At 51.0% G+C, this 26235-nt stretch carries 22 protein-coding genes and 1 tRNA gene; 9 read left to right on the forward strand and 14 right to left on the reverse strand.

Annotated elements, in window-relative coordinates:
- Nucleotides 1–76 precede the first annotated feature (76 nt).
- The 3 genes from BDD14_RS13560 (at nt 77) to BDD14_RS13570 (ending at nt 2881) form a co-directional block, all read left to right on the forward strand.
- On the forward strand, nt 77–1156 hold the full coding sequence (locus BDD14_RS13560; protein ID WP_130419273.1) for a class I SAM-dependent methyltransferase: 1080 nt from the start codon (nt 77–79) through the stop codon (nt 1154–1156).
- 396 nt (nt 1157–1552) lie between these two features.
- Nucleotides 1553–1625, forward strand: a tRNA-Ile gene (locus BDD14_RS13565).
- Nucleotides 1626–1792: 167 nt separating this feature from the next.
- Nucleotides 1793–2881, forward strand: a complete 1089-nt coding sequence (locus tag BDD14_RS13570; RefSeq protein ID WP_130419274.1) for a site-specific integrase — start codon at nt 1793–1795, stop codon at nt 2879–2881.
- 32 nt (nt 2882–2913) lie between these two features.
- On the opposite strand, the gene BDD14_RS13575 is transcribed toward BDD14_RS13570, so the two are convergent.
- Nucleotides 2914–3948 carry a helix-turn-helix domain-containing protein gene (locus BDD14_RS13575; protein WP_242618244.1) on the reverse strand — a complete coding sequence of 345 codons (1035 nt, stop codon included), beginning with the start codon at nt 3946–3948 and terminating at the stop codon, nt 2914–2916.
- A gap of 306 nt (nt 3949–4254) precedes the next feature.
- On the opposite strand from BDD14_RS13575, the gene BDD14_RS13585 reads away from it, so the two are divergent.
- The 3 genes from BDD14_RS13585 (at nt 4255) to BDD14_RS13595 (ending at nt 7219) form a co-directional block, all read left to right on the forward strand.
- A complete protein-coding gene (locus BDD14_RS13585; protein ID WP_130419277.1) occupies nt 4255–5184 on the forward strand; it encodes a replication initiation protein in 930 nt (309 codons plus the stop codon).
- A gap of 877 nt (nt 5185–6061) precedes the next feature.
- A complete protein-coding gene (locus BDD14_RS13590) occupies nt 6062–6502 on the forward strand; it encodes a hypothetical protein (RefSeq protein ID WP_130419278.1) in 441 nt (146 codons plus the stop codon).
- Between the two features lie 42 nt (nt 6503–6544).
- A complete protein-coding gene (locus tag BDD14_RS13595; protein ID WP_207231734.1) occupies nt 6545–7219 on the forward strand; it encodes a metallophosphatase domain-containing protein in 675 nt (224 codons plus the stop codon).
- Nucleotides 7220–8480: 1261 nt separating this feature from the next.
- Here the strand turns inward: BDD14_RS13595 and BDD14_RS13600 are convergent.
- From BDD14_RS13600 to BDD14_RS13610, 3 genes are all read right to left on the reverse strand, one after another.
- Nucleotides 8481–9254 (reverse strand): glycosyltransferase family 2 protein, encoded by a 774-nt coding sequence (locus BDD14_RS13600; RefSeq protein ID WP_130419279.1) that lies wholly within the window; start codon nt 9252–9254, stop codon nt 8481–8483.
- A gap of 68 nt (nt 9255–9322) precedes the next feature.
- Nucleotides 9323–9634 (reverse strand): hypothetical protein, encoded by a 312-nt coding sequence (locus BDD14_RS31825; protein WP_165420069.1) that lies wholly within the window; start codon nt 9632–9634, stop codon nt 9323–9325.
- Between the two features lie 977 nt (nt 9635–10611).
- On the reverse strand, nt 10612–11535 hold the full coding sequence (locus BDD14_RS13610; protein ID WP_165420070.1) for a glycosyltransferase family 2 protein: 924 nt from the start codon (nt 11533–11535) through the stop codon (nt 10612–10614).
- A gap of 386 nt (nt 11536–11921) precedes the next feature.
- Between BDD14_RS13610 and BDD14_RS13615 the strand changes: the two genes are divergently transcribed.
- On the forward strand, nt 11922–12566 hold the full coding sequence (locus BDD14_RS13615) for a hypothetical protein (protein WP_130419282.1): 645 nt from the start codon (nt 11922–11924) through the stop codon (nt 12564–12566).
- 310 nt (nt 12567–12876) lie between these two features.
- Here the strand turns inward: BDD14_RS13615 and BDD14_RS13620 are convergent, their stop codons facing one another.
- The 5 genes from BDD14_RS13620 to BDD14_RS13640 all read right to left on the reverse strand — a co-directional run bounded on the left by BDD14_RS13620 (nt 12877) and on the right by BDD14_RS13640 (nt 18977).
- Nucleotides 12877–14322, reverse strand: coding sequence for an MBOAT family O-acyltransferase (locus BDD14_RS13620; protein ID WP_130419283.1), 1446 nt, complete (start codon nt 14320–14322; stop codon nt 12877–12879).
- Between the two features lie 2 nt (nt 14323–14324).
- Nucleotides 14325–15146, reverse strand: coding sequence for a hypothetical protein (locus tag BDD14_RS13625; RefSeq protein WP_130419284.1), 822 nt, complete (start codon nt 15144–15146; stop codon nt 14325–14327).
- A gap of 311 nt (nt 15147–15457) precedes the next feature.
- Nucleotides 15458–16591, reverse strand: coding sequence for an NAD-dependent epimerase/dehydratase family protein (locus BDD14_RS13630; RefSeq protein WP_130419285.1), 1134 nt, complete (start codon nt 16589–16591; stop codon nt 15458–15460).
- Between the two features lie 103 nt (nt 16592–16694).
- The gene (locus BDD14_RS13635; protein WP_130419286.1) at nt 16695–17738 is read right to left on the reverse strand and encodes a glycosyltransferase; all 1044 of its coding nucleotides are present in this window, start codon (nt 17736–17738) and stop codon (nt 16695–16697) included.
- Nucleotides 17739–17747: 9 nt separating this feature from the next.
- On the reverse strand, nt 17748–18977 hold the full coding sequence (locus BDD14_RS13640) for a GumC family protein (RefSeq protein WP_130419287.1): 1230 nt from the start codon (nt 18975–18977) through the stop codon (nt 17748–17750).
- A gap of 358 nt (nt 18978–19335) precedes the next feature.
- Between BDD14_RS13640 and BDD14_RS13645 the strand changes: the two genes are divergently transcribed.
- Nucleotides 19336–20763 carry a lipopolysaccharide biosynthesis protein gene (locus BDD14_RS13645; RefSeq protein WP_165420071.1) on the forward strand — a complete coding sequence of 476 codons (1428 nt, stop codon included), beginning with the start codon at nt 19336–19338 and terminating at the stop codon, nt 20761–20763.
- 64 nt (nt 20764–20827) lie between these two features.
- Here the strand turns inward: BDD14_RS13645 and BDD14_RS13650 are convergent, their stop codons facing one another.
- The 3 genes from BDD14_RS13650 to BDD14_RS13660 all read right to left on the reverse strand — a co-directional run bounded on the left by BDD14_RS13650 (nt 20828) and on the right by BDD14_RS13660 (nt 24211).
- Nucleotides 20828–21811, reverse strand: a complete 984-nt coding sequence (locus tag BDD14_RS13650; protein WP_130419289.1) for an FkbM family methyltransferase — start codon at nt 21809–21811, stop codon at nt 20828–20830.
- A 423-nt stretch (nt 21812–22234) separates the two neighbouring features.
- Complete coding sequence (locus tag BDD14_RS13655) at nt 22235–23494, reverse strand: glycosyltransferase family 4 protein (protein WP_130419290.1); 1260 nt, start codon at nt 23492–23494, stop codon at nt 22235–22237.
- Nucleotides 23495–23524: 30 nt separating this feature from the next.
- Nucleotides 23525–24211, reverse strand: a complete 687-nt coding sequence (locus BDD14_RS13660; RefSeq protein ID WP_207231735.1) for a DUF268 domain-containing protein — start codon at nt 24209–24211, stop codon at nt 23525–23527.
- A 698-nt stretch (nt 24212–24909) separates the two neighbouring features.
- Here BDD14_RS13660 and BDD14_RS34490 point away from each other — a divergent pair.
- Nucleotides 24910–25770 carry a glycosyltransferase family 9 protein gene (locus BDD14_RS34490; protein WP_423201796.1) on the forward strand — a complete coding sequence of 287 codons (861 nt, stop codon included), beginning with the start codon at nt 24910–24912 and terminating at the stop codon, nt 25768–25770.
- Here BDD14_RS34490 and BDD14_RS13670 read toward each other — a convergent pair.
- Both BDD14_RS13670 and BDD14_RS13675 read right to left on the reverse strand, forming a co-directional pair.
- Nucleotides 25727–25879 (reverse strand): hypothetical protein, encoded by a 153-nt coding sequence (locus BDD14_RS13670; RefSeq protein WP_165420073.1) that lies wholly within the window; start codon nt 25877–25879, stop codon nt 25727–25729. The two genes, BDD14_RS34490 and BDD14_RS13670, sit on opposite strands and share 44 nt — an antisense overlap.
- Entirely contained in the window at nt 25876–26211 is a 336-nt protein-coding gene (locus tag BDD14_RS13675) for an IS110 family transposase (RefSeq protein WP_130419293.1), read from the reverse strand. Before BDD14_RS13675 ends, BDD14_RS13670 begins: the two co-directional genes overlap by 4 nt.
- Nucleotides 26212–26235: the final 24 nt, after the last annotated feature.

The raw sequence follows: 26235 nt of genomic DNA on the forward strand, positions 1-26235 counted from the left end.
ACGCGGAGCAGCATGGTAGGCATCTCACCCGGGCCCCAAAGAGATGCGCGAATCGCCGCGCAACGGAGGGAACCAAATGGCTGCATCCGCTCCTTCACCCGCTCTCGACGAATCCAAACTCAACACCTTCATGAACCAGGCTCTCCAGGACATGGGGGCGGCCATGCATGCCGCGCTCGTCATCATCGGCGACAAGCTTGGTCTCTACAAGGCGATGTCCGACTCTAATCCTGTTACACCAACAGAGCTCGCCGCCAAAACCAAAACCGACGAGCGCTACGTCCGCGAATGGCTCAACGCCAACGCCGCCAGCGGCTATCTCACCTACGACCCCGGCAGCCAAACCTATACCCTTCCCCCCGAGCAGGCCTTCGCCCTCGCCGTCGATGACAGCCCCGCCTTCCTCCCCGGAGCCTTCCAGATCATCGGCTCCGTCATGCGCGACGAGTCAAAGATCACCGACGCCTTCCGCACCGGCAAAGGCGTAGGCTGGCACGAACACGACACCGAGCTCTTCCAGGGAACCGAGCGTTTCTTCCGTCCCAACTACGCCGCCAATCTCATCTCGCAATGGATTCCATCGCTGACCGGCATTAAACAAAAACTCGAAGCCGGAGGCCGCGTCGCCGACGTCGGCTGCGGGCATGGCTCCTCCACCATCCTCATGGCGAAGGCCTTTCCCAACTCCACCTTCTTCGGCTTCGACTATCACCCCGCCTCGATCGAATGGGCGCGCAAAGCGGCAAAAAACGCCGGTGTCGGTGACCGCATCACCTTCGAAACTGCGTCCGCCAAAGACTATCCCGGCAACGGCTACGATCTCGTAACCTTCTTCGACTGCCTGCACGATATGGGCGACCCAGCCGGAGCCTCCACGCATGTCCGCTCCACGCTCGCCAAAGATGGTTCATGGATGATCGTCGAGCCCTTTGCCAACGACAAGGTAGAGGACAATCTCAATCCCGTCGGCAGAATCTACTACTCCGCATCAACCATGATCTGCACACCCGCCTCCCGTTCGCAGGAGGTTGGCCTGGCCCTCGGAGCACAGGCCGGCGAGGCGCGTATGCGGGAAGTCGTCTCCTCCGGTGGCTTCAGCAACTTCCGCCGCGCAGCCGAGACTCCCTTCAACCTCGTATTCGAGGCTCGCGCATAAAACAGAACAGGCCGAGGACGCGTATCACCGCCGGCCTGTTTCTTACGAAGAAGACGCAAACACCGACTCAGCAACGGTGCTCCGGAACGAGATGAGGATAAGGATGCGCAAGAGCGTCCTCTGAAGGACTGCGTATGGAACGGGACTGCGCGCAAATGGATGCGTAAGCAGTAGAACTCATCAAAACTGAACGGGGGTTCCCAGGGGTGAGAGTCATCACGGACTCGGACCAGAACGGCGAACGCGGTGATTGTGCTCCGAGCCGGGAAAAATGTCTCCACCGATCCGGCCCTGACGCCAGGCCGTGCGCGGACCCGAGCTGCTATGCGACACTGAAAAGACCGAAGGCGTACCTTGCCCAGCCATCCGGCCTCGCATCCGTACATCCACCTTCTCGGGCCTGTAGCTCAACGGTTAGAGCAGGGGACTCATAATCCCTTGGTTGGGGGTTCAAATCCCTCCGGGCCCACCGAATCCCGATTTAGTAAATCACAATTAGCAGTTATATATGAATAACTTACAGTGAGTATCTCTCTAGGCCAGTCAATTGGGTCCAAGATGAGGCTAACTGTACTTTGGCTAAAAGGTACAATTTCGGTACAGTGCTGTCCTCCAACACTGCACCGAAAGGGCCCTATGGCGACCATTGTCAAAACATCATCTGGTACTTGGAAAGCTCTGATCCGTAAGACTGGCTGGCCCACAACATCGAAAACGTTCCGCACGAAACGAGATGCCGATGACTGGGCGCGCCGTACTGAAGATGAAATGGTGCGTGGTGCTTACGTGCAGAGGGCATCTGCAGATCGAATGACCCTTGCGGACGCTCTCAAGCGCTACGTCGCCGAAATCACTCCGACCAAACGACCCATGACGCAGGTCGCCGAAAAGCGGCACGCAGTGATCCTGCTCAAGCACCTTGGCAAGTATTCCCTTGCAGCAATGACACCGGAGATCATCGCCCGTTTCCGCGATATGCGTCTCGCCGGGGAAGACCGCAAAGATAAGCAAGGCAAATCGCTGCCGCGCGCTAACAACACGGTCCGGCTCGACCTGGCATTGTTAGGCCATCTGTTCACCGTTGCCATCAAAGAGTGGGGCGTCGGGCTTCCGTCGAACCCAGTATTGAACATCCGCAGGCCTGCTCCCGGACCGGGACGCAATCGTCGTCTGTCCCAAGAAGAAGAGATACGCTTACTCGCCGCTGTAGATAAGCATTCAAATCCAATGCTGCGCTGGATCGTGCGCATTGCTCTCGAAACCGGAATGCGCGCATCGGAAATTGTCACGCTGCGTAGGATGCAAGTCGATCTTAAGCGACGCATCGTGCGCCTGCTCGAAACCAAAAACACGTCGCCGCGCACCGTACCTCTTAGCGCTACTGCAACAGAGCTATTTCGCGACGCACTGAATCATCCGATTCGCCCCATAGACACGGATCTAATCTTTTTCGGCGAGCCAGGCCGAGACGGCAGACGACGCCCATACCAATTCAATCCTGTATGGCTGAACATCAAGTGTGAGCAAGGGCTCGGCGACATCCGTTTTCACGATCTAAGGCATGAAGCGGTAAGCCGCTTCGTCGAAGCTGGATTTTCCGATCAGGAAGTTTCGGCAATCAGCGGTCACAAATCGATGCAGATGTTGAAGCGCTACACCCATCTCCGAGCGGAAGACTTGGTTGCACGCATCGACCAAGCTCTTTCACAGAAAAACCACCGCTAGTGTGGCATAGATTGTTCGGTCTAGTGATGTGGCTAATTGCCAAAGCGGTACATCATGGAAATTCTTTGAAACGGTTCCGATGACGCTATCTTTGAAATTGCCTGGCGCGAAACTCCGAGCCGCCTTGCTATTTCCGATTGACTGATTCCAGCAGTCAGAAGCATGATGGCTTGCCTCTTTCGGATGCTGATTCTTGCGTCCACCAACTGCCGTGCAACATTCCGAATGCGGTCACTTTCAAACAGAACAATGTCTAACTGATGTGCCAAGTTCCAGAGAAAAGGATCGCCAATTCCTTTGCCCTTCGCTAGGGAAATATCTGGGACATTGCTTGTATGATGCTTAATCTTAAAAATCTCCCACTCGAATTTTTCTTTGCTTCTTCTCGCTCTCTGATAGCTTGGATTCCACGTTCCATCATGATGTTTAGGGCGATGACTTGAACAATACCTCGCGCTGAGTGATGCCTTTTTGTTTGGGTCTTGCAATGGCCACGTAGCCCCTTTGAGAATCATTCCCAACTCTGTTGCTTCACCGCAGAGTTCACAATAGGGCTTCAGTCTGCGGGCGTTCAATCTTCCCACTCTTATCTTCTTGGGTTCCTTGCCTTCGCATCGGGATGCAAGTTCTCGCAATGTACTTACCGTCGCTCTGAACTCATGGTGGATCTGCTCAAGATTGAACTCGCCAACCGGAGGGAGCACGCCATCTCTGGATCTGATCCAGTCGTTCAGCTTTCGATCGCCTTCTGTGCTATTCACGACGCAAGCAAACAGATCATCGAAAAATGGAAACCCGTTCCGTTCAGCAATGATGCTAAGTAGTTGGCCTTCGCAGAGAACTCGTCCAAGGTAAGCCACAGGCAACGTGGCGATGTAATCGCGCCAGGCGCCATCCACAATATCCGCGAGCAGCACATAGATCGGGTATCGCCGCGATCGAACCGAATAGCGAGCCCATTGTCTCGAAAACATATTGACCGCGGATGCGACTCTGGAGTTGCATCCGCGATAGATCTGAATTGGGTCGGCGTCCGGTCGGTTGAGAGGCTTTTTTCTGTCAACCATATCGATCAAATAATAGCACCTACTTTTGAAGAGGATTTCCTTGGCTACCGTAGCTCTATCGCAAGTCAGGAGGTAGATTACGGTGTCAACCGCTGAAATACTCATCGCTCAATACGGACCGTTGCTCACCTTAGCTCAGCTGGCAAAGATTCTCGATCGGTCCGTCGAGGGACTCAGAATTGGCCTTCGCTCAGAGAACGAATTGGCTTCCAAAATCAACGCTGCGCGTGTGAGGTTGGGAAGACGTGTGTACTTTTCCACAGTCAGGATCGCAGCAGTCATTGGGATCGATTAGGACGAGGCGGAATGTCCTTACCACCCCATCGGCGCAGACAAAATCTCAGTCCTCACTTCGACCAGAGAGTGATCGACCTTGCCACTTCGCAACATTTTGAGCTAGTCAGCGGCGAAGTCTATCAGGTGGCGCAGGCGCTTATCCTGTGCGGTCTTCCATATCAGCCGACGTCGAAGAGCAAGATCACAAGACAAGCCATCCTGGCGAATGGAAATAGGGTGAGTGTGACCTTCAGCACGGCCCTCGAAGGATCGATGCCTTTTGGAAGTGATCGGAGCCTGTTGCATTTCTTACTCGACAAGGCGGTGAAGATGAAATCGAGATTTGTAAACTGGGAAACCGCAACAGAATTTCTGTTGGCGATGAGGATGGCACAAGGCGGCAAAAATCGGCGGGATCTACGAGAGCGTTTTATCAGGCTCCGCGGATTGACGATTGGAGTGGAGCGAAGGACTGCCGTTGCGAGTGAGGCGGAGATTATGCCTGTTATCCGACGCTCGCGTTTGCCGACCTCGCTAGAACGCAGGGCTGAGCGGTACGGGCAGCATAGATTGCAATTGGACGAGGAAGCATACGGCATTGAAATCGATGAGGTGTTTTTCGAGGAGTTGATACGCCACCACGTTCCAATCCCTGAAGAGCTCATCCAGGCAACTCGCAGGCAGTCGCAGCTTCAGGATCACGTGCTCTTCCTGTGCTGGCGGTGCTACGCGGCTCAAAACGAATCTCTGATTCCCTGGGAGTATCTACGCCAGCAGCTCTGGCAAGACGACACCAATGAATGGCGCATCAGGGAACGGTTTGCAAGAGCCATTCGAGTTCTTCGTGCGATTTGGCCCCAGTTGAGAGCGGAGGCTACGACCAAAGGGCTGTGTGTAGCACCTCCAGATCGCAGTGTGTACCTGACGCCTGGTGCTGCGATCAGAAGGAGACTCTCCTGATCCTGATATGTGCTGAGCGGTGCGCCCTGCTCATGAAGAAATCCACAAACTCGGGGTGGAAATTCGTGATCGCAAGGGGACTTGTAGGTATGCCAAAGGGGACCTGGTGGTATGAAAAAGGGGACTTGTAGGTATGGAAAAGGGGACTTCCCGGTAGGTTTTCGAACCGCATATAAGGAAGCAAGAGGTACAAGAGGTTCAAGAGGTCTAGCAGGAGGTTAGGCGACAAGAAAATTGTGGATCAGTGGAAAAGCGTTTTCCGCACCCTCTACGGACGTCTCCTAACGACTGTGAAGACATACCCGGAACATCACTCACGCCACTCCGACACTCGAGATCCACGCTATGGCGGTCCTTTTGAGCTCGGAGTTATGTGGTTTTAGACCCGTTACATCACCGCTGATTTGAGGCACACAAGGGATGACAAGGCGAATCCGCAGAACCGCGATGAAAAAGAACGACCTCTTCGCGGATCCTAGGTTGGAAATAGTACTTCATGCCAATTGTTATCCCATGCGGCGTGAAGCCCTTGGGGACTCAACAACTTTCATACAAAAGTCAACAACATGCGTACTCGCTCTCGGTGTAGGTAACAGAAATCATACTGTCTTCATACAGAACTCAACATCTCATTTCGTGCTCAACTTCGGTGGTCAACACTTTTCATACAAGAATCAACAATTCGGGACACTTCTCGGCAATACGAAGACGAAGATCACCACAGACGATCCGTAGTGGAACATAAAGGATAAGCACTACACTGCGTGGCTTTTTGGCATGTAACCGTTGCTTCATGAGCGATTTATCGCGTATGTCAATTTGACGCTCTGTATGACATTTGCGATACGGATTTAAGTACTCAAAGAAGGAGTCCCATATGGCAAAAAAGCAGCAGGTAGTGACGATTCGGTGTGAGCATGCCTTCATTCAGGCTATCCAGAAGGCGGCTAAGGCGGAGGGATATGCTTCTCCTTCTTCCTATATCCGCCAGGCCTGCGTGAACAGTCTTAATGGTGTGTCTAGAGCCTTGAGTGAGGCGGAGGAGCGCATTCTCGCGACACTGGAAAGGCAGAGCCGCGATCTACATAAGCTCCAAACTGTCGCTCTAGTCCAATACGCTGCGTTCGATACTTTTGTGAAGCTTTTCATGACCTACACCCCGGAGATGCCGCTGGAGGTCAAAGAAGCAGCGATCGCATTGGCCAAGGCCAGATACACCAAGTTCAGGAAGGATGTCGCGCAGGAAATGACCGGCAGGGTTTCAGAAGCGCTTCGGGAGATAGCTGAGACGTATGACGGGCTGGGTTCAACCCGGTAATAGATGAGATGTAGAGCGCCCAGGAAATCTTAGGATGGCTTTGTGGCAAAAACTTCTGCGATTCGCATAGTCTGCATTAGTGATACGCATGGGCAGCATCGCAAATTGAAAGTGTCGGCGGGTGATGTCCTTATTCACGCAGGCGATTTTATGCTGTCTGGTCGACGCCTGGAGGAGATTGTCGATTTTGACGATTGGCTGGAGACGCTGCCCCATCGGCACAAGATCGTCGTTGCGGGAAACCACGATCTACTTTTTGAGGCTTATCCCGAGCTTGCACAGGCCAGATTGAAGAACGCGCGATACCTCGAAAACGCTGGAGCGGAGGTTTTGGGCTTACGCATCTGGGGCTCACCCATTCAGCCGACTTTTCATAATTGGGCATTCAATGTCGATCGTGGTGCTGCGATTCGTCGCTATTGGAAAAAGATTCCGGCCAATACTGATGTTCTCATCACTCATGGCCCACCGTTCGAGACGTTAGACAAGGCCAACATCCTCGGCTCTCACCTGGGGTGCGAGGAGCTTGCCAAGGTTGTCTCCAAAATCAAGCCCAGACTCCATGTGTTCGGACACATCCATGGTGGCTACGGGAAGGAGGCCGCCGATGGTAGCACGACCTTCGTGAACTGTGCGGTGGTAGATGAAAGGTACGTGCTTGCTCACGCACCCATCGTGGTCGATCTTCCTAATTCACAACGCCCCTTCCGCACCTGAAGGTGGAAAGAATCCGGTGTGTAAGAGGGCGATTTATAAGGCTGCTGGCTAAGATATCGCTAACCTCCCGAATGCACGAAGGATTCCCCCGATCTGTCACAAGAGATCCTCCACGCGATCATGGATGTTTTCGCCACTCACTCCTCAATGAGCCAAGCAGGCTCTCGAATCAGAGAAGGTGCGCGCCGGCCTCAAGGATGTGCTTCTTGTCGCATAAAGATCGCCAGCGGGTAATTAAGCAACCCGACCACCGCCAACACAATCTTCAAAGCCAATTCTCGATTCATGGATGCCCTCCCGAATACCGTGCAACCCCATTCGTCACCGATTTCGAGCGAGTCCAAGTGGTTGAACGGTGTGATAGAGCAAGCCACGCCGGAAACTGACCCTGGCGATCTAACATTCGCCACGCTGTCACGAGTCATCGAACGGATGTCGATTCGCCACCGGACGCTCCGGACGCATTCCGCTTGCCAATCCAGGCAAGTTACGGGGACACATCAGCCAGAACCCTGCGGTTCCCTTCAGGGAGCCGATATCGGAAGATGATGTTTCGCCTCATGCTCCTTCTCACGGCTGCGGATCCGCAATTCCTCTACTGCCCAGCCCAGTTATTCGTCCCACTTCCTGCTCAGAATCGAGCCCCGCCGGTTACAGGGCAGGGCGTAACATAACCTCCTTCCAAAATCGCCGGCGGACGATTAGACGAGCAGCCCGCGCCCCGTTATATCCGACGAAGAATAGATTTCTTGGATCAGTTCCTATGCTCTTGTTTTGCGCGGGGTTTGAGCTGGTTGTCGGTGTATGAATTGCTCGCTATCTGGGTGCGGTAGTCTATTTCGAGTGGCTGATTCATTTCAGCCCTCAGTCGTTGGAGGAAGATGAAGCGTTTAATCAAAGCTCTTTTACCAAAACCGGTCTTGAGAAGTCTCGCCCCAGTTCGCGAAAGATGGCCTCGCCGCCGTAGACAATACCGACACTTCCGCACTCTCTTCACCACTTCTCCAAGTGTCCACTTAAAATAAGTGGACACTTCGCAGATCAGTTTCGACCACCCATTGGTCAACAGGGGAAGACCAGGCGCTTACGGTCGCACAACTACTATTAAGGCAGCACTACACCATGGTCGCGAAGACAATGAGCACTGTTCGGTTAGAGCAGCGAACCTCGTGGGCAACCACATTAGGCTCACATCTTGTGGGCATGACGAGATGCCTTTCTACGCGAAAGTTCTGAACAGAGGGTTTTGCGGATCTTCTGTTTAGAACCTTTGACGCATCATCGAGAGCCGGGTTTTCATACCTCGCCATTTGCATATCAACCAGGCCGGAGGCAAATGTGTCCAACCATAGTTTCTCTTGATGACCTTAAAAAACTCACTAACGTTCGCTTCTGTGTGGGCATCGGAAAGGCCGCCGCCCTGATGGGAAGCTACCACCTGATCGAAGATCTCAATGCGGGCTCCGCTGCGCACAAGCCGTTGGTTCGCGTCGAAATCGGCAAATACCCGATAGTTCACGTCGTAAAACGGAAAACCCTCTCTCTTATAGAACGTTCCTTGGTGGTGCAAGGTGTTCTTGAGTCGTAACGCGATTCCACGACCGGGACGAAACTCGTGTTTGCCATCGATCGAGACGCGGAATGCCACAACATCGACATGTCTTGATTTGGCGGCCTCAAGCTCGCGAAATGGGATATGCAGAAGCCTGTCTCCCGCATTGAGATGAAAGAGAAAGGTACCCTGGGCTACAGTGATACCTTTATTCATTGCATCGTAGATACCCTTATCTGGCTCGCTCACCCAATAATCGATCACGGAATCGTACTGACTTAGCAGTTCGCAGGTTCCATCCTGTGATCCGCCATCGATCACAATGAATTCAACATTTTTATCGTTTTTGAGGCGGGCAACACTCTCAATTAGATCCGGAAGATCTTGTCGCGCACGAAAGACAACGGTGATGATCGAAACGAGAGGCTTAACTGCTCGCGACGTTTCATGCCTTCGCGTGTTCGCATTTGTTCTCGGTATCATCTCTGAAAGAATAAAGAAGAACCTTGTTTTGGTGTTGGAGTCGCAGGTTTCGGGGGCTGAAGCTGTCTCTAAATTAGAGAGACATTGTCCAAGACCGTGCCGTTCGAAGAATCGTTAATCCCAATTGTAAAATATTGCTGCGCGACACTCATTGCGAAAAATTCAATGAGGATGTAGAGGATCGATAGGAAGTCGGAGAAAAAAATAAAACCCAAACAGCCCAGTAAGACTGCCGCAGGCAGATATCTTCTCGTCAGTCGATTACCAGCACTTACGTAAGCGGCAATTATACCCCAAATGTAGTTAATACCAAAAATTCCAAAGAACCAGAAGTCCAAGAAATATTTGGCGATGTAGGTGTGGACACCGTCAACGATCATGTCGCTTCCCAGGTCCGCAACCTCAAGAGACTTACCCGTCATTACTATGGGGAGTGCCGAGTAGAGGAAAGAGAACGATGCATGTTCGTAACGATAAACATGGACGATCCAGCATAGATTCGAAATCGGCGTAGAAATATACGAGGCCATCCACAGGTACGCCGTTGGCCAGTCGTAATATATCCTCTTGATTTGCATGTAACTAAGTAGTCCCGCACTACCGACACTACTGCGACTGTTTCCAATAAAGTCGGACAACATAAGTCCACAGCATAGGGTCGATATCGCGACGAGGTAAATCTTCCTCTTGCTGAGCGACGTTCTCATAGAGAACACTACCAAAGCTTGGAATAGCATTATCAGCATTAAGCCGCGAGATACATAAATTAAAAGGCATAATGGTGCAAATAGAAGTAGGCACCCCTTGCGCAGTAAAGATGTCTCCAAGGGAGCCGATATAAAAATAAGGAGAATGCAGGGAAAGAGTAGTTGACGCAATGATCCGTATTCCTGGTAGTCGAGGGTATCCAGACCAATAAAGCCGAATAATGGCGGTAACCCGTGCAGTCTCCAATTCATGATCATAATTGCAAGCACTATTCCGACCAGGAACAAATGAAAGCGTCGCAATCTTGTAATGTCAATTCGGTAGTGGGAGTAACCAGAAGGAACGTACCCTATGGAAAAGTACGCTACACGGATTGTGGCATATCCAAATAGAAAAGAGAGAAGTGAGGCTACAAAAAGGATCAGGCCGAGGGAGATGTCAGGATAGGAAGTGTATGAGATGCGGAGCTGAAGAGCGCCCAGCATGAGCAACCAAACCGCGACGAACAGGCTGAGAGGTTTGCAATAAAACGGCAGTTGCGATGGCCCTCGGACTTGGAAAACACGTGAGGTAATCGTTGGCATGTGTTTCGGTACGTTCCGCACAGTAATGAATTAGATCATGACCGATGGGCTTAGAAGTAGCAGCTTCAGCTGCTCCTGGTTATCGGCGCCCTTCCGGGGCCTTTAATGACTCGCTTATCTTTACTTAGATGAAATTCTGCCAGCTTTAGCCAGTACCGTAGCCTAACCGCCTGCCGGATCAAGAACTTTGTTAAAGGGTTGGAGCTAAAGTAATCGTAATGGTCGCTAAAATCAATGAATCCTTGGTGTTGCATCCGAATACTGGCCGTGGCCTTCTGATTAACGCTTTGGCTACCAAAATGAATGATATCCGCACAGGGCGTGTAATATATTTTATAGTCTTTAATCTTTAGCATGTAACAGTACGCTAAATCGACTTGGAAAAGTGGGAAACGCTCATCAAGCATCCCCGCCTGTTCCCAGGTTGTCCTTCGAATGACAAACGCTGTGCTTCCTAAGGCCTCGATCAACTGCTCGCGGGAATGGTCAAAGTTTGAGGCGTAGTAGTTGGTGCTAACGACTCCGTTTGGGAACAACTTGTGCCAGTTTAAGCCTTGAAGGATGAGCGTTCCCATCCGAGCGAATCTTCTGACGCACATTTGGGTGGTACCGTCAGGATTCAGCAGCCTGGGCGTGCAGGCTGCCGCATCGGGATGCTTATCCATAAACTCGACGAGCGATTGAAAGGCATTTGCAATCAATCTTGTGTCGCTGTTCAACAGGCATGCATAACGCGCACGAGACATCCTCATGCCGAGATTGTTATTTTTTGCATACAGCTGACCAGATGTATTGCGAACCAAAATCACCTTGGGAAACTCTGCTGCAACCATGTCGGCACTGCCGTCCGACGAATTATCGTCGATGCAGATGACTTCAAATGTGATCCCTTGTGTGTAGTCATAGATCGAAGTCAGACATTGCTTCAACAACTCCCTGGTGTTGTAGTTCGGGATGATGATGGTTATGTCTAATAGCGTATTGGTCAATTGCATCTTCCTTGATTGCGCATCGGATTGCTCTTTGGCCTTTGAGAACTACTTCGTATAGCTGCACGAAGCAACCTTAGCGTTTCCTTGTAGTGTTGCAACTCATCAACATAGATTATATCGAAACCAAAATGCCCGATTGATGCGATCAGCTGCAACCTAAACCGGCCGGGACTAACACTGCTCTTGGTACAGGAAAACTAAGCCCTTCAAAACAGAGCACCGGCTCATGATGAGGTCGTTCAACTGGGCCCGACCACCGTTTTGCGGAAACAAAGCTACATTGCGAGAGTCCTCTGCCACTTGAAGAAGAACTCTCCATTTTGATCCAATACCCTTGCCTTCCACGGTTGCATTCCCCGTGCAGATCTTCTAGGATTCCGTAAATGCATTTCACTTGGAAAATGAAGGCCCGCGTTTTGGCCAGGGACTCCTCCGTGTTGAACCTGTTAATGGGGATGAGGGCCAGAAAGCAGCAAAAGGCATGGGAAACAGGAGGCCGATTTGGGCCGCCCCACATTATTAAGCAGCGCATGTTGCTGGATCATGCACAAAAATTTCATATAGATACTCTGGTAGAGACCGGAACCTACCTCGGGGATATGATCTTTGCGATGAAAGATCACTTTAAGAAAATCTATTCCATCGAGTTAAGTGAGGAGTTGCACGAAAGGGCAAAGTCGGCATTTAGGAAGTACCCACATATTCATCTTGTTGCCGGTGATAGCGCAACTGCAATCGAGAGTGTCTTGGGTGGCATCAATGAGCGTTGCCTGTTCTGGCTCGATGGCCATTACTCAGGGGGGATTACCGCTTTGGGAGATGTTCGATGTCCGATTCGTGCAGAGATTGAAGCGATTCTCCGGCATCCGATCAAGGACCACGTCCTTCTCATTGATGATGCCATTTGCTTCGACGGACATCATGGATATCCAACTTTGTTCGAACTCCACGATATCGTTGTAAGTCGTTTCCCGGGGTACGAAATGCAGGTTTTTGATAATGTGATCCAAATCCGTCCCACTCGGTAACCAGTCTTCGTTGAGCGGCTCTTTCCGGAATGACTTCAAATGTGATCCCATGCATGTAGCCATAGATCGAAGGCAGACATTGCTTCAACAATTCCCTTGTGTTGTAGTTCGGGAAGATAATGGTCATGTCTAATAGCGTATTGGTCGATTGCATTTCTGTTGATTGCGCATCGGGCTGCTCTTAGCTTTTGAAACAACGACAGCTGTGACATATCACCTTATGAGGTCGTCTATGCACTCGATTCTAGTCGTGCAACGTACGGCGACCTGCAATGAAGCAGACATGCTGATCCCCTGATCGCTGTGTCGATCAGAATTGAAAATAAATGAAGTCGGTGTGTCCAAAGACCCCAAAGAAAATGATGCTGTAGAGGCATCCGTAATAGCAGCAGATGCGAAAAGAAAAAGATTGCCAAAGATTCGGCGCTTTGTGGGGATGTTGGATCCACCATTCTACCAAGAACATAACAGTCACAAACCCGAGCAAAAACGGGGTGTTTGCTCGCGGGATACCCGCCGCAGCCAGGACCATTGAGCTCATTCCGCCAAATGGATAGAAATGAGTGAGAATGTACCAGGCTGAGCGAATGTCGCTGGCGCGAAATGGTACCCAGGCAATCGTTACCAAGATAAATGTAAAGAGGAGCTGCAGGGATTCGAGAGCCTTCGGATACCTATCAAGACGGAGCGCGGTTCGAACTTTACCTCTGAATTCGGCTGTCAGATGAGAGCAGATGAGAAACATCCCATGGAGTCCTCCCCAGACCACGAACGTCCAGTTTGCTCCATGCCAAAGCCCACTTAATAAGAAAGTCGCTAGCAGGTTGAAGTACAAACGAAATGTCCTCACTCGGTTTCCACCTAATGGAATATAGAGGTAGTCGCGAAACCAAGTTGAGAGTGAAATATGCCAGCGGTGCCAGAACTCCCCAATCGATCGGCTGAAGTATGGCTGCGCAAAGTTTAAACGCAATTCATAACCCATCATTCGGGCGATTCCAAGAGCGATATCAGAGTATCCAGAGAAATCACAATAAATCTGTATCGCAAAGCTTAGAGTGGCAAGCAGTAATTCGACTCCGGAATAGGATCGAGGGCTAGCATAAACTAGATTTACAAACCCACTCAACGAATCCGCAATGACCATCTTCTTGAAGAGGCCCCAGGTTGCAAGAGTGATGCCAGATTTGATGCGATCAGAACGGAGCACCGGCTCATGATGGAACTGTGGGAGCAACTGACGCGGTCGTTCAATTGGGCCAGCCACCATTTGCGGGAAGAAGGCTACATAAAGCGCATAATCTAATATATTTTTTTCTGCTGGAGCTTTCTTTTTGTAAACATCGATGGTGTAGCTCATTGCCTGAAATGTGTGAAAAGACAGGCCAACAGGAAGAAGAATCCGAAAGATTGGAAGATCTTGTTGTCCACCGAAAAAATGGACTATCTCGGTGAGAGATGTATTAAAAAAATTCAAGTACTTGAAAACGACTAGGAGTCCGATATTACAAAATAAGCTGAGGCCAAGGAAAAATCTCCTCGTAGTTCCAATCCTACTTTTTTCAATTAGTAGACCAGCCGCAAAATCGATAAGTGTGATGCCCCAGATAACGACGATATATTTCGTATTCCAGCACATGTAGAAGTAATAGCTGGCAATAAGTAAAAAAATCTTACGCGGGGTACCACGCAGCACTAAGAACAGCGACCAGCTCACCGCAAAGAAAAGAAGAAATTGAAAACTATTAAAGAGCAATCTCAGCGCCCCCTGCGTTCTTCTTTGGAAACTAAGTCGTAGACGGCTCGCGTGTAAACCTGTGCTCCTGCGCGGTTGAGATGGGCGCGATCAGAGAACATCCGATTGGCATACAGAAGGTAATCAGGCCCGAGCAGTTTGCAGGATGAATTGAGTCGGAGAAGGTCGGCGAACGCTTGATCCATCTTTGGGGCCAAGGCATATTCTCCCTCTCGCTCATATCGAGGAACGAAGTAGCACCGGATATGATGCTCGTCGATGATCTGGTTGAGTTCAGAAAGCTGTGCACTTTCGGTATCCGCAGATCGTGTCATGGTTAACGTAGGCTGGTCGGATGGCAAGTGAAAATCATCAGGTAGACTGTCGTTCGGATAGTGGCTCTGTTCGTAGACAAAGTAATAGCCTCTATCCTTCAACATTTTTGAAACATTGACACCGCCCTCCCGGTAATAATTGAGTGGTCCTCCATGTTGGCGTGAGGTTATCAGGAAGCTAAAGAAATCTCGGACAAGATATCTGAAAGGAAAAATTCTTTCTGCAATATCGTGGTCGTTCCATGGAAGACGGAAGATGCTGGCGCGGTTTGTTGTGGTTTCCCATGGAATTGTCAAAAGTAGGATATCCGGTACTTCTGACTCTCTTTTCACCATTTCGCGGAGTTCGGGTACGAAAGCTGCTCGTGCAGGATAGCCAGAGTTATAAGAGTAATAATCCAACTTGTCGGCGGCGGCCAGTCGGTCAAACTCATCTGGGATGAATCCAGCAAGAACTTTGCTGTCTCCAAAGATTAAAATCCGTTGGCTAGAATGATTCTCGGGAAACACTGTTCCATGGAATTCTTGTTGTAATTTGGCACGGTAAACGACGTCAGCTCCTATGCTAATGAATGGAAATAGGATGAATATTCCATAGAAGACTAGCCAAAGTGCCGCAAAGCCGAAAGCATAACCAGCTATGTGCCGCCCGAACTTACGACCAGGGGGGGGCGGGGCTGCTTCTACAGCGTAAGTTAGTCCGGACTGTCTTGCATCCAACATTCGATTTAGATGTCAAAAAAGTAATACGTGGGTTGATTAACGAAGTGAACGGCTCCTCGTCGAGCAATCACGAGCTCGTTCTTTGGCGTTCCATTCTTCTAAGATCTCTGATGTAAAAGACCATGCACCTTGATCTCCGCCAGCGACCGCTCGTATCCATTCCAATTGGGCTCGTTTTGATTCGCCCATGTCAGAAACTTTCGCAATCCTTCGCCAAACTTGTGTTGTGGCTCGTAGTCCAGTAGTCGCCCAGCCAGAGTCAGATCTGCCATTCCGTGTCTTATATCGCCGTTTCGGAAGGCTCCAGTGATCTTCAGTTCCGAAGGAGAACCAAAGAATTCGTTGACGAGTCTTGCGACATCCAGAACGGTGGTTCGTTCGTCGGAGCCAACGTTCACCGCATCACAACCCGCAAAAGGGGTAGTGATAGCGGCTGAGGTTGCACGCACAACGTCGTCGATATAGACAAAATCCCGGCTCTCCAGCCCGTCCTCAAAAACATGGATCGGACGTCCAGCCCTGACTAGATTCGAGAATATTGCTAATATTCCTGTGTACGGATTTTGAAGTGATTGTCCGGGGCCATATACGTTCTGATAGCGCAAGGCAACAGTAGGTATTTTTCGGACCTGACCAAACATGAGCGCCATCTGTTCCTGCACCTGCTTGGTCAGTCCGTAAAACGAGGACGGCTGATGAGGTGCCGTCTCCGGTGTCGGTATAGTCTCGCAAGCGCCGCCGCATCGGGGACAGAGGGGATCGAATTGACCGGCTTGCTTTTCTTCGACGGACCTTGAGACGGGATAGACCACTCCATCACGCTCACAGCAATATGCCCCTTCGCCGTAGATTGCCCTCGAGGAGGCAACGACGATCCGCTCTACTTGGAGGCAGTTCTCCTTCGAAAGGAGCTCGTACAGCAGTGCCGTTCCCGCAATGTTAGTACGCTCGTAACGGGAAACCTCGTACATAGATTGGCCGGTCCCTGTCTCCGCTGCTAGATGAACAATGCAGTCCTGGCCTTCCAGGGCAGGCCGAAGGGAAGCCGGGTCCGCAACATCCCCCACCACTAGCCTTACATGCTTGTCAAGATCACCTGGCAGTACGCGGTTCCCTGCGTGCACCTGATCCAGGAAACTGTCTAATATGGTCATCTCGTGTCGGAGTGCGAGCAGGTGACGTGTGAGGTGCTGCCCAATGAATCCTGCACCTCCGGTGATCAATATCTTCATTTTCGCTAGTATAGCTAATACTGATACTGATGCACTAGATCAACATACAATAGCTATCCGTCGGTTGGCTTGGACACAAATTATTGACAACAATGAAGCCCCTTCACGATTGGGGATAATTCTGCTGACCCTGCCTCAAGACGATAGACTGCCCTCCCGGTCCTCGGACGGAGTTGTTGCGTCGCAACGTTGCCCACTTCCTCCACTCGGCAATACGTCTCTGTCTTGGAGTGAACAGGCGCCGTTTCAACTCTGACAGAGTTGGTTTCCAGAAGCCGGATTCTTTGGAAAAATAAAGGTCTTTGCAAGCTCTACCTGCGAATCGTATGATTCGTTCGAATCTTGCGACCGGACCCATGTAGAGATCCCAGAAAGCACAATCATCCAGAAGGGATTCTTTGTATCGCTCAATGCTCATTCGAGCAGGCTTATTCAGTAGCGCGAAGTCATGGTGTACCAAGACATCACCGGCAATAAAAACGCTCTTGCCGGAGTCGTGAAGACGATGGAAGAGGTTGGTGTCACTGAGATCGAGCGGGAACATAGGATCATAGCCACCCATCTCTCGGAGTGCGCACACTCGTAATGTAGACCCAGAATTTGCTGCGTATGCCGCCCTCTTTGAGGTGCCTACAAATCCTGAGCCGAACCAACGAGGCACACCGAATACAAACCGAAAAGGGGAGACGATGCGGCCGTCTGCAATAACCTGAGGAACAATCGCTCCGATCGTCTTGTCCGGGCTCAGTTCACTGGCAAAGTCTGCAATTTTTGCCAAGAAATCCACCGGTAGGCAGGAGTCCTGGTCCAGCGTCAGTAGCCATTCGTATCCCTCGGCTTCAGCCTGTTCCAAGGCTTGATTGTAAGCCTGCGCCAAGCCCGGGTTATGCGGCGCCGATTCGTACAGTATTCCGCCGGGGAGCTTCCCGATGTCTTGACCGCCCGGCGTGTTGTCCCAAACTAATATTTTTAGATCGAAGTTGTCTGGGGAAGTGTTTTCAACTGAAGCGAGAAGCGTTTGCAATGTCGAAGAATCAAGAGGTTGCATCTTGTAAATGACGATCACGGCAAACAGTCTGGTGATTATCTGAGACGAGCTGCTTCTCTCGGCACTACGCATTCCCATATGTTTTTGTAATGTCGACACTTATCCTGCCTACAAGCGAACGTGAAGAATCTTGCTCACTTGATCCAATATGACTGCAGACCTATGATCCTCTCGCATTCGCATAAGGGCCTCTCGCCCAAGAGCCAAAAAACATGCGAGGCAAAATCCAACTACGCCAAAACCCAAAGTGATCAACATGCGAGGCGGGCCAGACTTTTTGTCTGGAGGCACGGCGTGGTCGACTATCTGGATGATTGGTGCCGATTTTGCCTCATCGATGCGGGCGGCTTCGTATTGCCTTGACAGCAAATCGAAGAGCGTCTGATGGTACCGGACCTCTCTCAATTTCCTGACATACTCCATACCCTCTTTCGGAACCCGCCCGGCAGGCACCTGAGTGTCTCCAGGGAGCATGTTCTTCTGGTTATTCTGCAAAGCAGATAGTTGTTGGCGAAGGGCGTCAATCTGGGTTTGCAGTCTCTTGAGATCGGGATTCTCGTCGGTTGCATAGGTTCGCATGGCCTGCAATTCAACTTCGCGGCTTCTCAACTCAGCGCCGGTTTCTGCGATGCTTCGGATGGCCATTGCTGATTGCCCGCTCAGCTCTATGAGGCCGGTTTTCTCTTGAGTTGTTCGAAGGTCGTTTTCAGCAGCCGCGAGAGCGCTCTTTTCTTCCTCAACTTGCCGATCGAAAAATAACCGCCTCTGGCCGGCTTCAGTGATTGCCAGGGTTGAATTCATCTGATACAGCTCATCCACAAATGCATTTGCCATATCACTGGCTAACTTCGGGTTTGGATCTTTCACTGTGATGATGATTAACCCCGACTTGGCAGCGTCGAACTGCGCGTGTTCCTTAAGTATTTTGCGCGTATCCTCCAGTTTTTTCTGTTTCCACAGAGACTCGAGCCGGAATCGATTGATGATGTGGTCCGTGATCGTCCGGCTTTCGAGCATTGCCACGTAAATATCGCTCGGGTTCTTCAGCAAACTTGCAGCCCCACTTGCCCCTAGTCCTGCCAGGGAACCCAGCTGTCCCATCAGGACTGATGCAGTGGACTGCGGGGCTTGGGGAGGGAGAATTGTCGCAGTCGCAGTAAAGGTGACTTTCATCAAAAATGCAATGGCTGCTCCGATGAGAAGCGAACCGAAGGTAATGATCGCAATGCGCAGTCGGCTTCGAAGCAGAATCAAAAGCATTCTCAGATATCGGGAATCCTCGCTCCCTGAATAGAGATCACCGTTGGCCAGCGGTTCTAGTGTTTGCGCAGCTTTCATTTCCTACAGAATGATATCGCATCCAGTCCCAACTAACGCCGGCAATTAGACTGATGGGGCGGATATCCGGTTTGGAAGAGCACCAGTGCATCGTTCTGGATGGATCACGCCCACTATAGCTGACCGATATAATTGATTCTTTAGCATCATTGGTCAATACCGGATCAGGGGCTAACGCTGTAAAGATTGCTTTGATTACTGGAGAAGACGGGGTGTATCTGACAGAGCCTTTTTTGCGCAAAGGATATGAGATTCATGGCATCGAAGGATGCGGTTCCCTGTTCAATACTGGTTGCATCAATCGCCTTTATCGAAGCTCGTACGTGGGAAACAGAATTGTTGTCGCGCGAGTCGCTGGATGATCAAGGGAGTAATAGGGAGAATCCGGCTCTGGCTGCTTCCTCAAGACCCGGAAAGCATGAGCGACGAAACGCGTGGCGCGGAAAGGAACCGTCGCGCGGTGCTTACCGGCAGCGTCGCAACGGTTGCGCGTGTGGTTCAGGTCGGAAGTTCGTTGATTACCGTACCTCTTACTCTGAATTACCTGGGAAATGAACGTTTTGGACTATGGATGACCATCAGCTCCGTGCTGGCAATGGCCACATTTGCTGACTTTGGCATCGGCAATGGCGTTCTGAATACCGTAGCCAAGGCTTTCGGGAAAGACGATAAAGAGGGAATCCGTAAAGCTGTCTCCAGTGGCTTCGCGGTTCTTAACATGATCGCCACGCTGCTGTTAGTTCTATTTTTTGCTATCTATCGATTCGTCAACTGGGCAGATTTTTTTCGTGTCACTTCTCCGCAGGCAAGGGCGGAGGCCGGCCCCGCGCTGGCGGTCTTCGCCACCTGTTTCGCGCTCAATATTTCGATGGACGTGGTGCAGAGGGTACAACTCGGTCTACAGGAAGGGTATCGGTTCAGCCTGTGGCAATTGTGCGGCAGCGTGGTGGGATTTATCGGTGTACTAGCCGGCATCTGGTTTCATGTAAGCCTACCGATACTGGTAGTAGCTATCGCTGGCGCGCCAATCTTTGCCACTACGCTGAATGTTATTCACTTCTTTGGTTTTGTACGTCCAGACCTGCGCCCAATGCGAAAGCTTGTGGCGAGCAATGTGATATCCGAGATTGCCAAACTTGGTGGTCTGTTCTTTGTGCTTCAGGTGGTCGTGGCGGTTTCTTACTCGGCCGACAACTTCATCATCGCCCGAACACTAGGAGCGGTGAATGTGCCGGAGTATTCAATCCCTCAACGCATGTTCGCGGTCATCACGATGATGTCGGGAATGCTGGTTGCCCCTCTTTGGCCGGCTTATAGTGAGGCTGTCTCCCGAGGACACATGGACTGGGTGCGCCGGACGCTCGGCCGGTCTCTGCTTCTCGTGCTCGCCTTGACTTCGACTGCTTCGTTGATAATGCTACTTGCGGCTTACAGGCTCATTCACTGGTGGGTAGGCTCACGTATTCATCCCTCGTTCTTGTTACTGCTCGGTCTCACAGTCTGGACGGTCATGGGTTGCTGTGGCGACGCCGTAGCTATTTTTCTTAATGGCGCGTCGATTATCAAATTTCAACTGCTGTGCGCTTCCATCTTCGGTGCGGTGTGCCTTACGGCGAAAATACTATCTATTCGACACTATGGCATCGTTGGTATCCCGTGGGCAGTCATTCTGACGTACGGTCTTGCAGTAGTTTTGCCTTACAGCTTTTTCGTGCCACGATTTTTTCAATCGTGGCTCCGTCACGCAAGGAAGCCTGATCCTATCGCTGTCGCCCCCAAAATCTGACGCGGTTTTGAAATTCCAAAACTGGTTGGAGTTCAGAACGACTGCGGTTTGGAGGCGCGGTCAATCAAAGCGCCGCCCTTGACTCTGCTTGTCTCGACCGAAGCGAAAATTCAGCCTCTTGCTTTCGTATAAACTCAGCAATCTCGCGATCTTCGTGATGGAAAGCCGCAATGTCCAGATATTCACGCTTCGCTCGGGCAATGAAGTAGTTCTGCACGTCCGCTAATATGTCCAGATCTCTTTGGAAGTCGACTGAAGTGAGGTAATCGCCGACGTTGTCGTAGAGTATTGCAAATGTGTATCCCGCCTGGGATAAATCTTCAAAAATTCGATTCCCATCGTAGGGTTGGTTCTGAAAGAAGAAAGGATCGTATTCAAAGAAGATCATCGGCTTTGTTTTGCGGAGCCAATCCAGTTCGGCACGAAGAATGCTACAGTCAAATCCATCGGTGTCGATCTTCAGTATCTTCGAATTCCGAAACTGTGGAAAGCTCTCCATAAGTTGACTGAGTTTAATGGTTTTCAGCACGCCTTCTTGATGACTTTCGAAATGCGCGGTACCTGCAACAGGTGCCAACTGCCCCTTCAACTCACCGGTATAAGTCCCGACGAAAGCGCGGACTGTCTGAACGGGCTGCAAGTTAGCCCGCCTAAGATTTTCTGAAAGTATATTGAAATAATATTCATCGGCCTCAATGCAGAGAATTGGACATCGACTTTGCTGACGAATGATCGCTACTGTATCGCCAATATTCGCTCCAATGTCTATAAGGTGCAAATCAGTGTATTTTTTGGACATGTAGCCGCACAAGCGGGCGATGTTGCTCGAATAACGAGGAAAAGCAGAGCGGATCAGCGGCAAATCATGCCCGAGCGGTACCAGGATTTCGCTATCCGCTAAATTGAATCGAACATATCTCTTGCCGGATCGCCCGAGCATCTTCCTCGTCAGAGTAAAAAATCCTCTTCGCAATGGACCGGGGCGCCGGCGTTTGGTATTAGAAACGAGTTGGCGCATTACGAACTCGGCAATATAAGACGGTTGCATCTGCTCTCTCCAGTGGCGTTTTCGTCATAAGCGGTTTACCAACTCGACTCGGACGCGCAAATTCTTTCCGGCGGAATTTAGGGCGCTCGCGTTAACTTCTTCGTTGGCTATCCGCTGGAACATTTCACAACCTAAAAAAAACTCACTAAGTTTGCTGCTCCTCACGTAGATTCCTCATCTCAGATTCGAGCATCAGGCCTATCACTTCTTTTCATACCATGCTTGGCCTTCCAGCCAAGCCGGCTTGCGGACTTGAAGGGTCAAATGCGCATCGATCGTGACATACGCATTCCAATCCTTTGCCAATAAGGTCGAACGCTGTCTCAACGAATTGAGTAAGGGGATAATTTTGACCTGTCGCGATGATGTAGTCTTCCGCTAAGGGTTGCTCAGGCATCGTCGAGGTCGGAAAGCTGCATCGCTTCAAGCAACGATAGCGTCCCTAATGCGATGATCCGGCAAGGCTAATGAGGCGGTTTTCCGGTAAAGGCTTTGAAAACTGGCAGCGGTCTTGTCCATCGAGTATCGCGACAGGACTAGGGTGCCCTTGTCCACAAGATCCTGTCGCAATTCTGGAGAATCCAGAACTGCCTTCATCAGACGCGATAGATCCTCGGCCGAATCGGGACTAAAATAAAGGGCTCCATCTCGGCCCACTTCAGGCAGTGTTGTGGCATTCGAGGAGATCACAGGTAGTCGGGCCTGAAATGCTTCCAAAATTGGGAGCCCAAACCCTTCAAACTTGCTAGGGAATAGCATGGCCGTCGCCGTCTTAAATATAGCTTGGAGTTGAGTCGAAGCCACAAACCCTAAAAAATGTATTTGCTCAGATATTCCGAGATTCTGCGCTAGGCCGTCGAGCTTGGAGCGGCGATCAGTTGACGATCCCGTGAAAAACACATGGGGAGCGATGCCGTGCTCGCGTTTGAGGATATGAAGAGCGCGCAGCACAACTTCATGGTTCTTGTGTGCCCATGTCTTAGCTGGGTAGAAGAAAAACTGAGATGGAAGAGCGTACCTTTCAACGGCGTCTCGTATCTCTTCATCTGATGGATCTTTGTAGGCATCAAAGACCGATCCCCATGGAGCCACTACCACCTTTTCATCCGGGATGTTGTAGTGCGTAATAATATCCCTTTTAGTCCACTCAGCCTGCACGCAGACAAATTTTGCTTGCTCACAGAATGCCCGATACCATTTTTCTCGCAGCACGAAATCGTTCTTTGAGAAGAATTCCGGGTAGTGCAAGTGCTGGAGGTCGCAAGGTTGAAAGATCGCTGGGCACGTTGTTGAATACGCCGTCGGCGATACGAAATGAACCAAGTCAAATCCATTTGATTCGATAAATCCATCTGAAGCCGGAACGTCTGCGAACTGGACTCTCAGCCGACGCCATAAATTACGAACGGGCGCTACTCCCCGCAGAATGCGTTTAAGCTGCGAGGGTTGGGGCTTTGGAATAGCTGCCAGATGACAGGGACCGAATATATGAGGTTCAAGCCAATTCCTCGTGGCCTCATGCACGATGAACGTATATTCCTGATCTTCAATGGATGATCCAGACAATGCATGTGCAAGCCATAGCATAGAGGAACCGACGCCTGAATTGGGATCATCGATCCTGCACTCGACGGCAATACGAAGCTTGCGATTGGAGATCATCTGCGCATGTTGTTTTATCATACTAACCACCGACAGCACTCTACAGCCTGCCTACTTAGTGAATTCAAATAGTCCACAGGCCAGCTCACTCTCTGGAATTTTCAGAGCATCTACCTCTTCGTAAATCTGCCCGTCATCTCCAACAAAGGAGAACGATACTAGACGGAGAGAGGAAAAACTATCGAGAATGGTCTTCGGTGCAAAGACCCGATGCGCGTTGAATTCAACTCGTTCACGGCCGATTGGAACCGAGAAATAGAGCCGTCCGCCTGGAGCCAGCACTCGCTGCAGCGCGTTAATGAACTTGAAGCAAGCCATCGGGTCAATCGGGTCAGAATATCGCCCCAGTCCAAAATGTTCTGCGGCGTGAAGCGTAGATATCGAATCGACACTGTTGTCTGCCATACTGCTCAATTCCGTCGCGTCATCTTGCAAAAAACGAAGCCCTGTCAGATTACTTTCCAATCGCCGTATATCTACTACCGTGACGGGCATGAACACTAGCAAATGGGCCACGAAGCCGTCTAAGCGCGAACCAATATCAATGTGTTGCGAAGGATGTCGCTCAAATATTTTTCTGGCGGCCCATAAATCCTGATGGAAGTAATGGCCACTGGCGACGCCAGCATTGTCTTTCCGGTCGGAAAGAATTGGGAACATGTCCAAAAAGTTCAACCGGAAGGTGGAAGAGGTATTCATCGCTCGGTACTTGTACAGATCAATCAGGAAGGATGGCACCCCAAAGAGACTCCGAAAAAATATTCTTGGGTGGAATCCTGTTATGTAGGATTGCCTCTTGAAAAATTGGCTAAGCATCAAAGGTAATGCTGACATATCTCTGCCGTTGAGGCAACGGCAACATGAGAGATGTGCCATTTGCAAGCATTGAAATACGATTGCGTCGCTGTAATTAGATCTCCTAATTGGACACCCTCTCGAGACCGAAAGCTGGTCTCGAGAGGTCATAGCGCCTCTGACGCAGTCGCGGGTTTTATGATGGAAAAATTCGTAGGCCTGTTGGTCACATTGCAAAAAAACGAGCCGGAAATAATGCTCAGGAGAGGAACCGCCCTGTAGGCGTAGGATACGAGGGAAGTACCGCAAGGCGGCAGCCGGTAGGGCTGAACTATGGTTCATATACCTGACAGGACAAGGCTTAAACGGCCTGTGTAGTGGTAGGCTTATAATAGCGCACCCTACTAAGGATGGCGATGACAGAGCAACGTAGAATTCTTATACTGCAGGCACACAATTTAGGGGATGCGGTGATCAGCACCGCACTGATTGAAACGATTGCGCGTGGCCTTCCCTCTGCACAAATTGACGTTCTGACCAGACCAGAGATTCATTCGATATTTGCACACAACCCATCCGTGAATTGTGTCCATACAGGGCGTTTCCCGATGGGTTCTGTTCGTGACTTTGGACTAAGGGAGATGTCCGCTCTCCCTCGTTTGATCGGCAGGTTACGCCACCGAGAATATACCGACATTGTCAATCTCGCGGGCGATTTTCGTGAGGAATTTCTGGGAAAATTGATTTCGCACCGGGACAATTGGAGTCCTGCGTGGTCAGCTGACCATGCCTGCGGTCAAGTAATTCGGCGCTCAGCCATCCCCTTTGCCAATCGACCGATATTCATACCTGCGAACAAGCCCAACATCTATGACGCGGCATCCATCGTGGGAAGTGCGGTGAGCGGTGCGGAGGGGCGGAAATCTGCCCTTTACTCGCCTGCAAAGAAGAGGATCGTCTGGAATCCTCTAGAGAACGTTGTAGGCATTCATCCTATGGCAAGTCAGCCTTGGAGAAGATGGGAGATGGAGAAATGGCAATCTCTTGCTCGACACTTGGTCGCCCGAGACATGGATGTGCACGTATTCGGCTCCCCTTCGGAGAAGGAAGAGCTAGTTAGATACTTCGGCACCTTGGATAGTTCGAGAATAAGAATAGTGACAGGTGGTCTTTCCGATTGTTTCGTAGCGATCTCGAGACTGCGCGTGTTGCTTTGCCATGATAGTTTTGCCTCGCACGTAGCCTACGCTCTGGGCGTTCCTACAATCCTTTTGAATGGAGCCAACGATGCAGCAGCCTGGGCTCCGCCCGGAGCCGTGGTTCTCGCTGCTGGACCGAGCCTGACATGCTACCCATGCTACAACCGCCCCACGTGTTTCGGCGGGTCCAATGAGTATGCTTGTATTCGGCACATTGAAATCGTTTCAGTAATAGAGGCAGTTTGCGACCTACTGAGAATTACTTCCAGTGATCGGCACATTGTTCCCCTACTCCAGGTGTGAGGCTGCGGAAGATGCCGTAGATGGCGTGCAGCAGTTTTCCTGCGACGGCGATGAGCGGTTGGAGTTTGGCCTTGTGGCGGCTCTGCAGCAGCTCGTAGATGGCCTTCATGTGCCTGTCGCGTTGTGCGGCCACCAGCGCGGGCATGCCTCGTGCGCCGGATCCAGCCCGCCATGCGCGACCCACTGCCGCACCGACATCTCCTCCGACAGCGGAGACAGACTCGACCAGCGCTGGGCATCCGCCTTGTCGGTCTTCGAGCGCCGGATCGCCTGCGCGAACCGGTTCACGGCCTTCCGGTTCAGCACCGCAACCTCGATGCCTGCGGCGAACGCCAGCGCCAGACCCAGCGAGTAGATGCCCGTCGCTTCCAGCGCCACACGTAGATTCCTGTGATCGAAGAGAACTACCTCCATCACATTTTGCCGCAATGACTGGCGCATATTCCAAGTGCAAGAGCGGTACAC

It is taken from the genome of Edaphobacter modestus (assembly GCF_004217555.1).
Taxonomy (GTDB): domain Bacteria; phylum Acidobacteriota; class Terriglobia; order Terriglobales; family Acidobacteriaceae; genus Edaphobacter; species Edaphobacter modestus.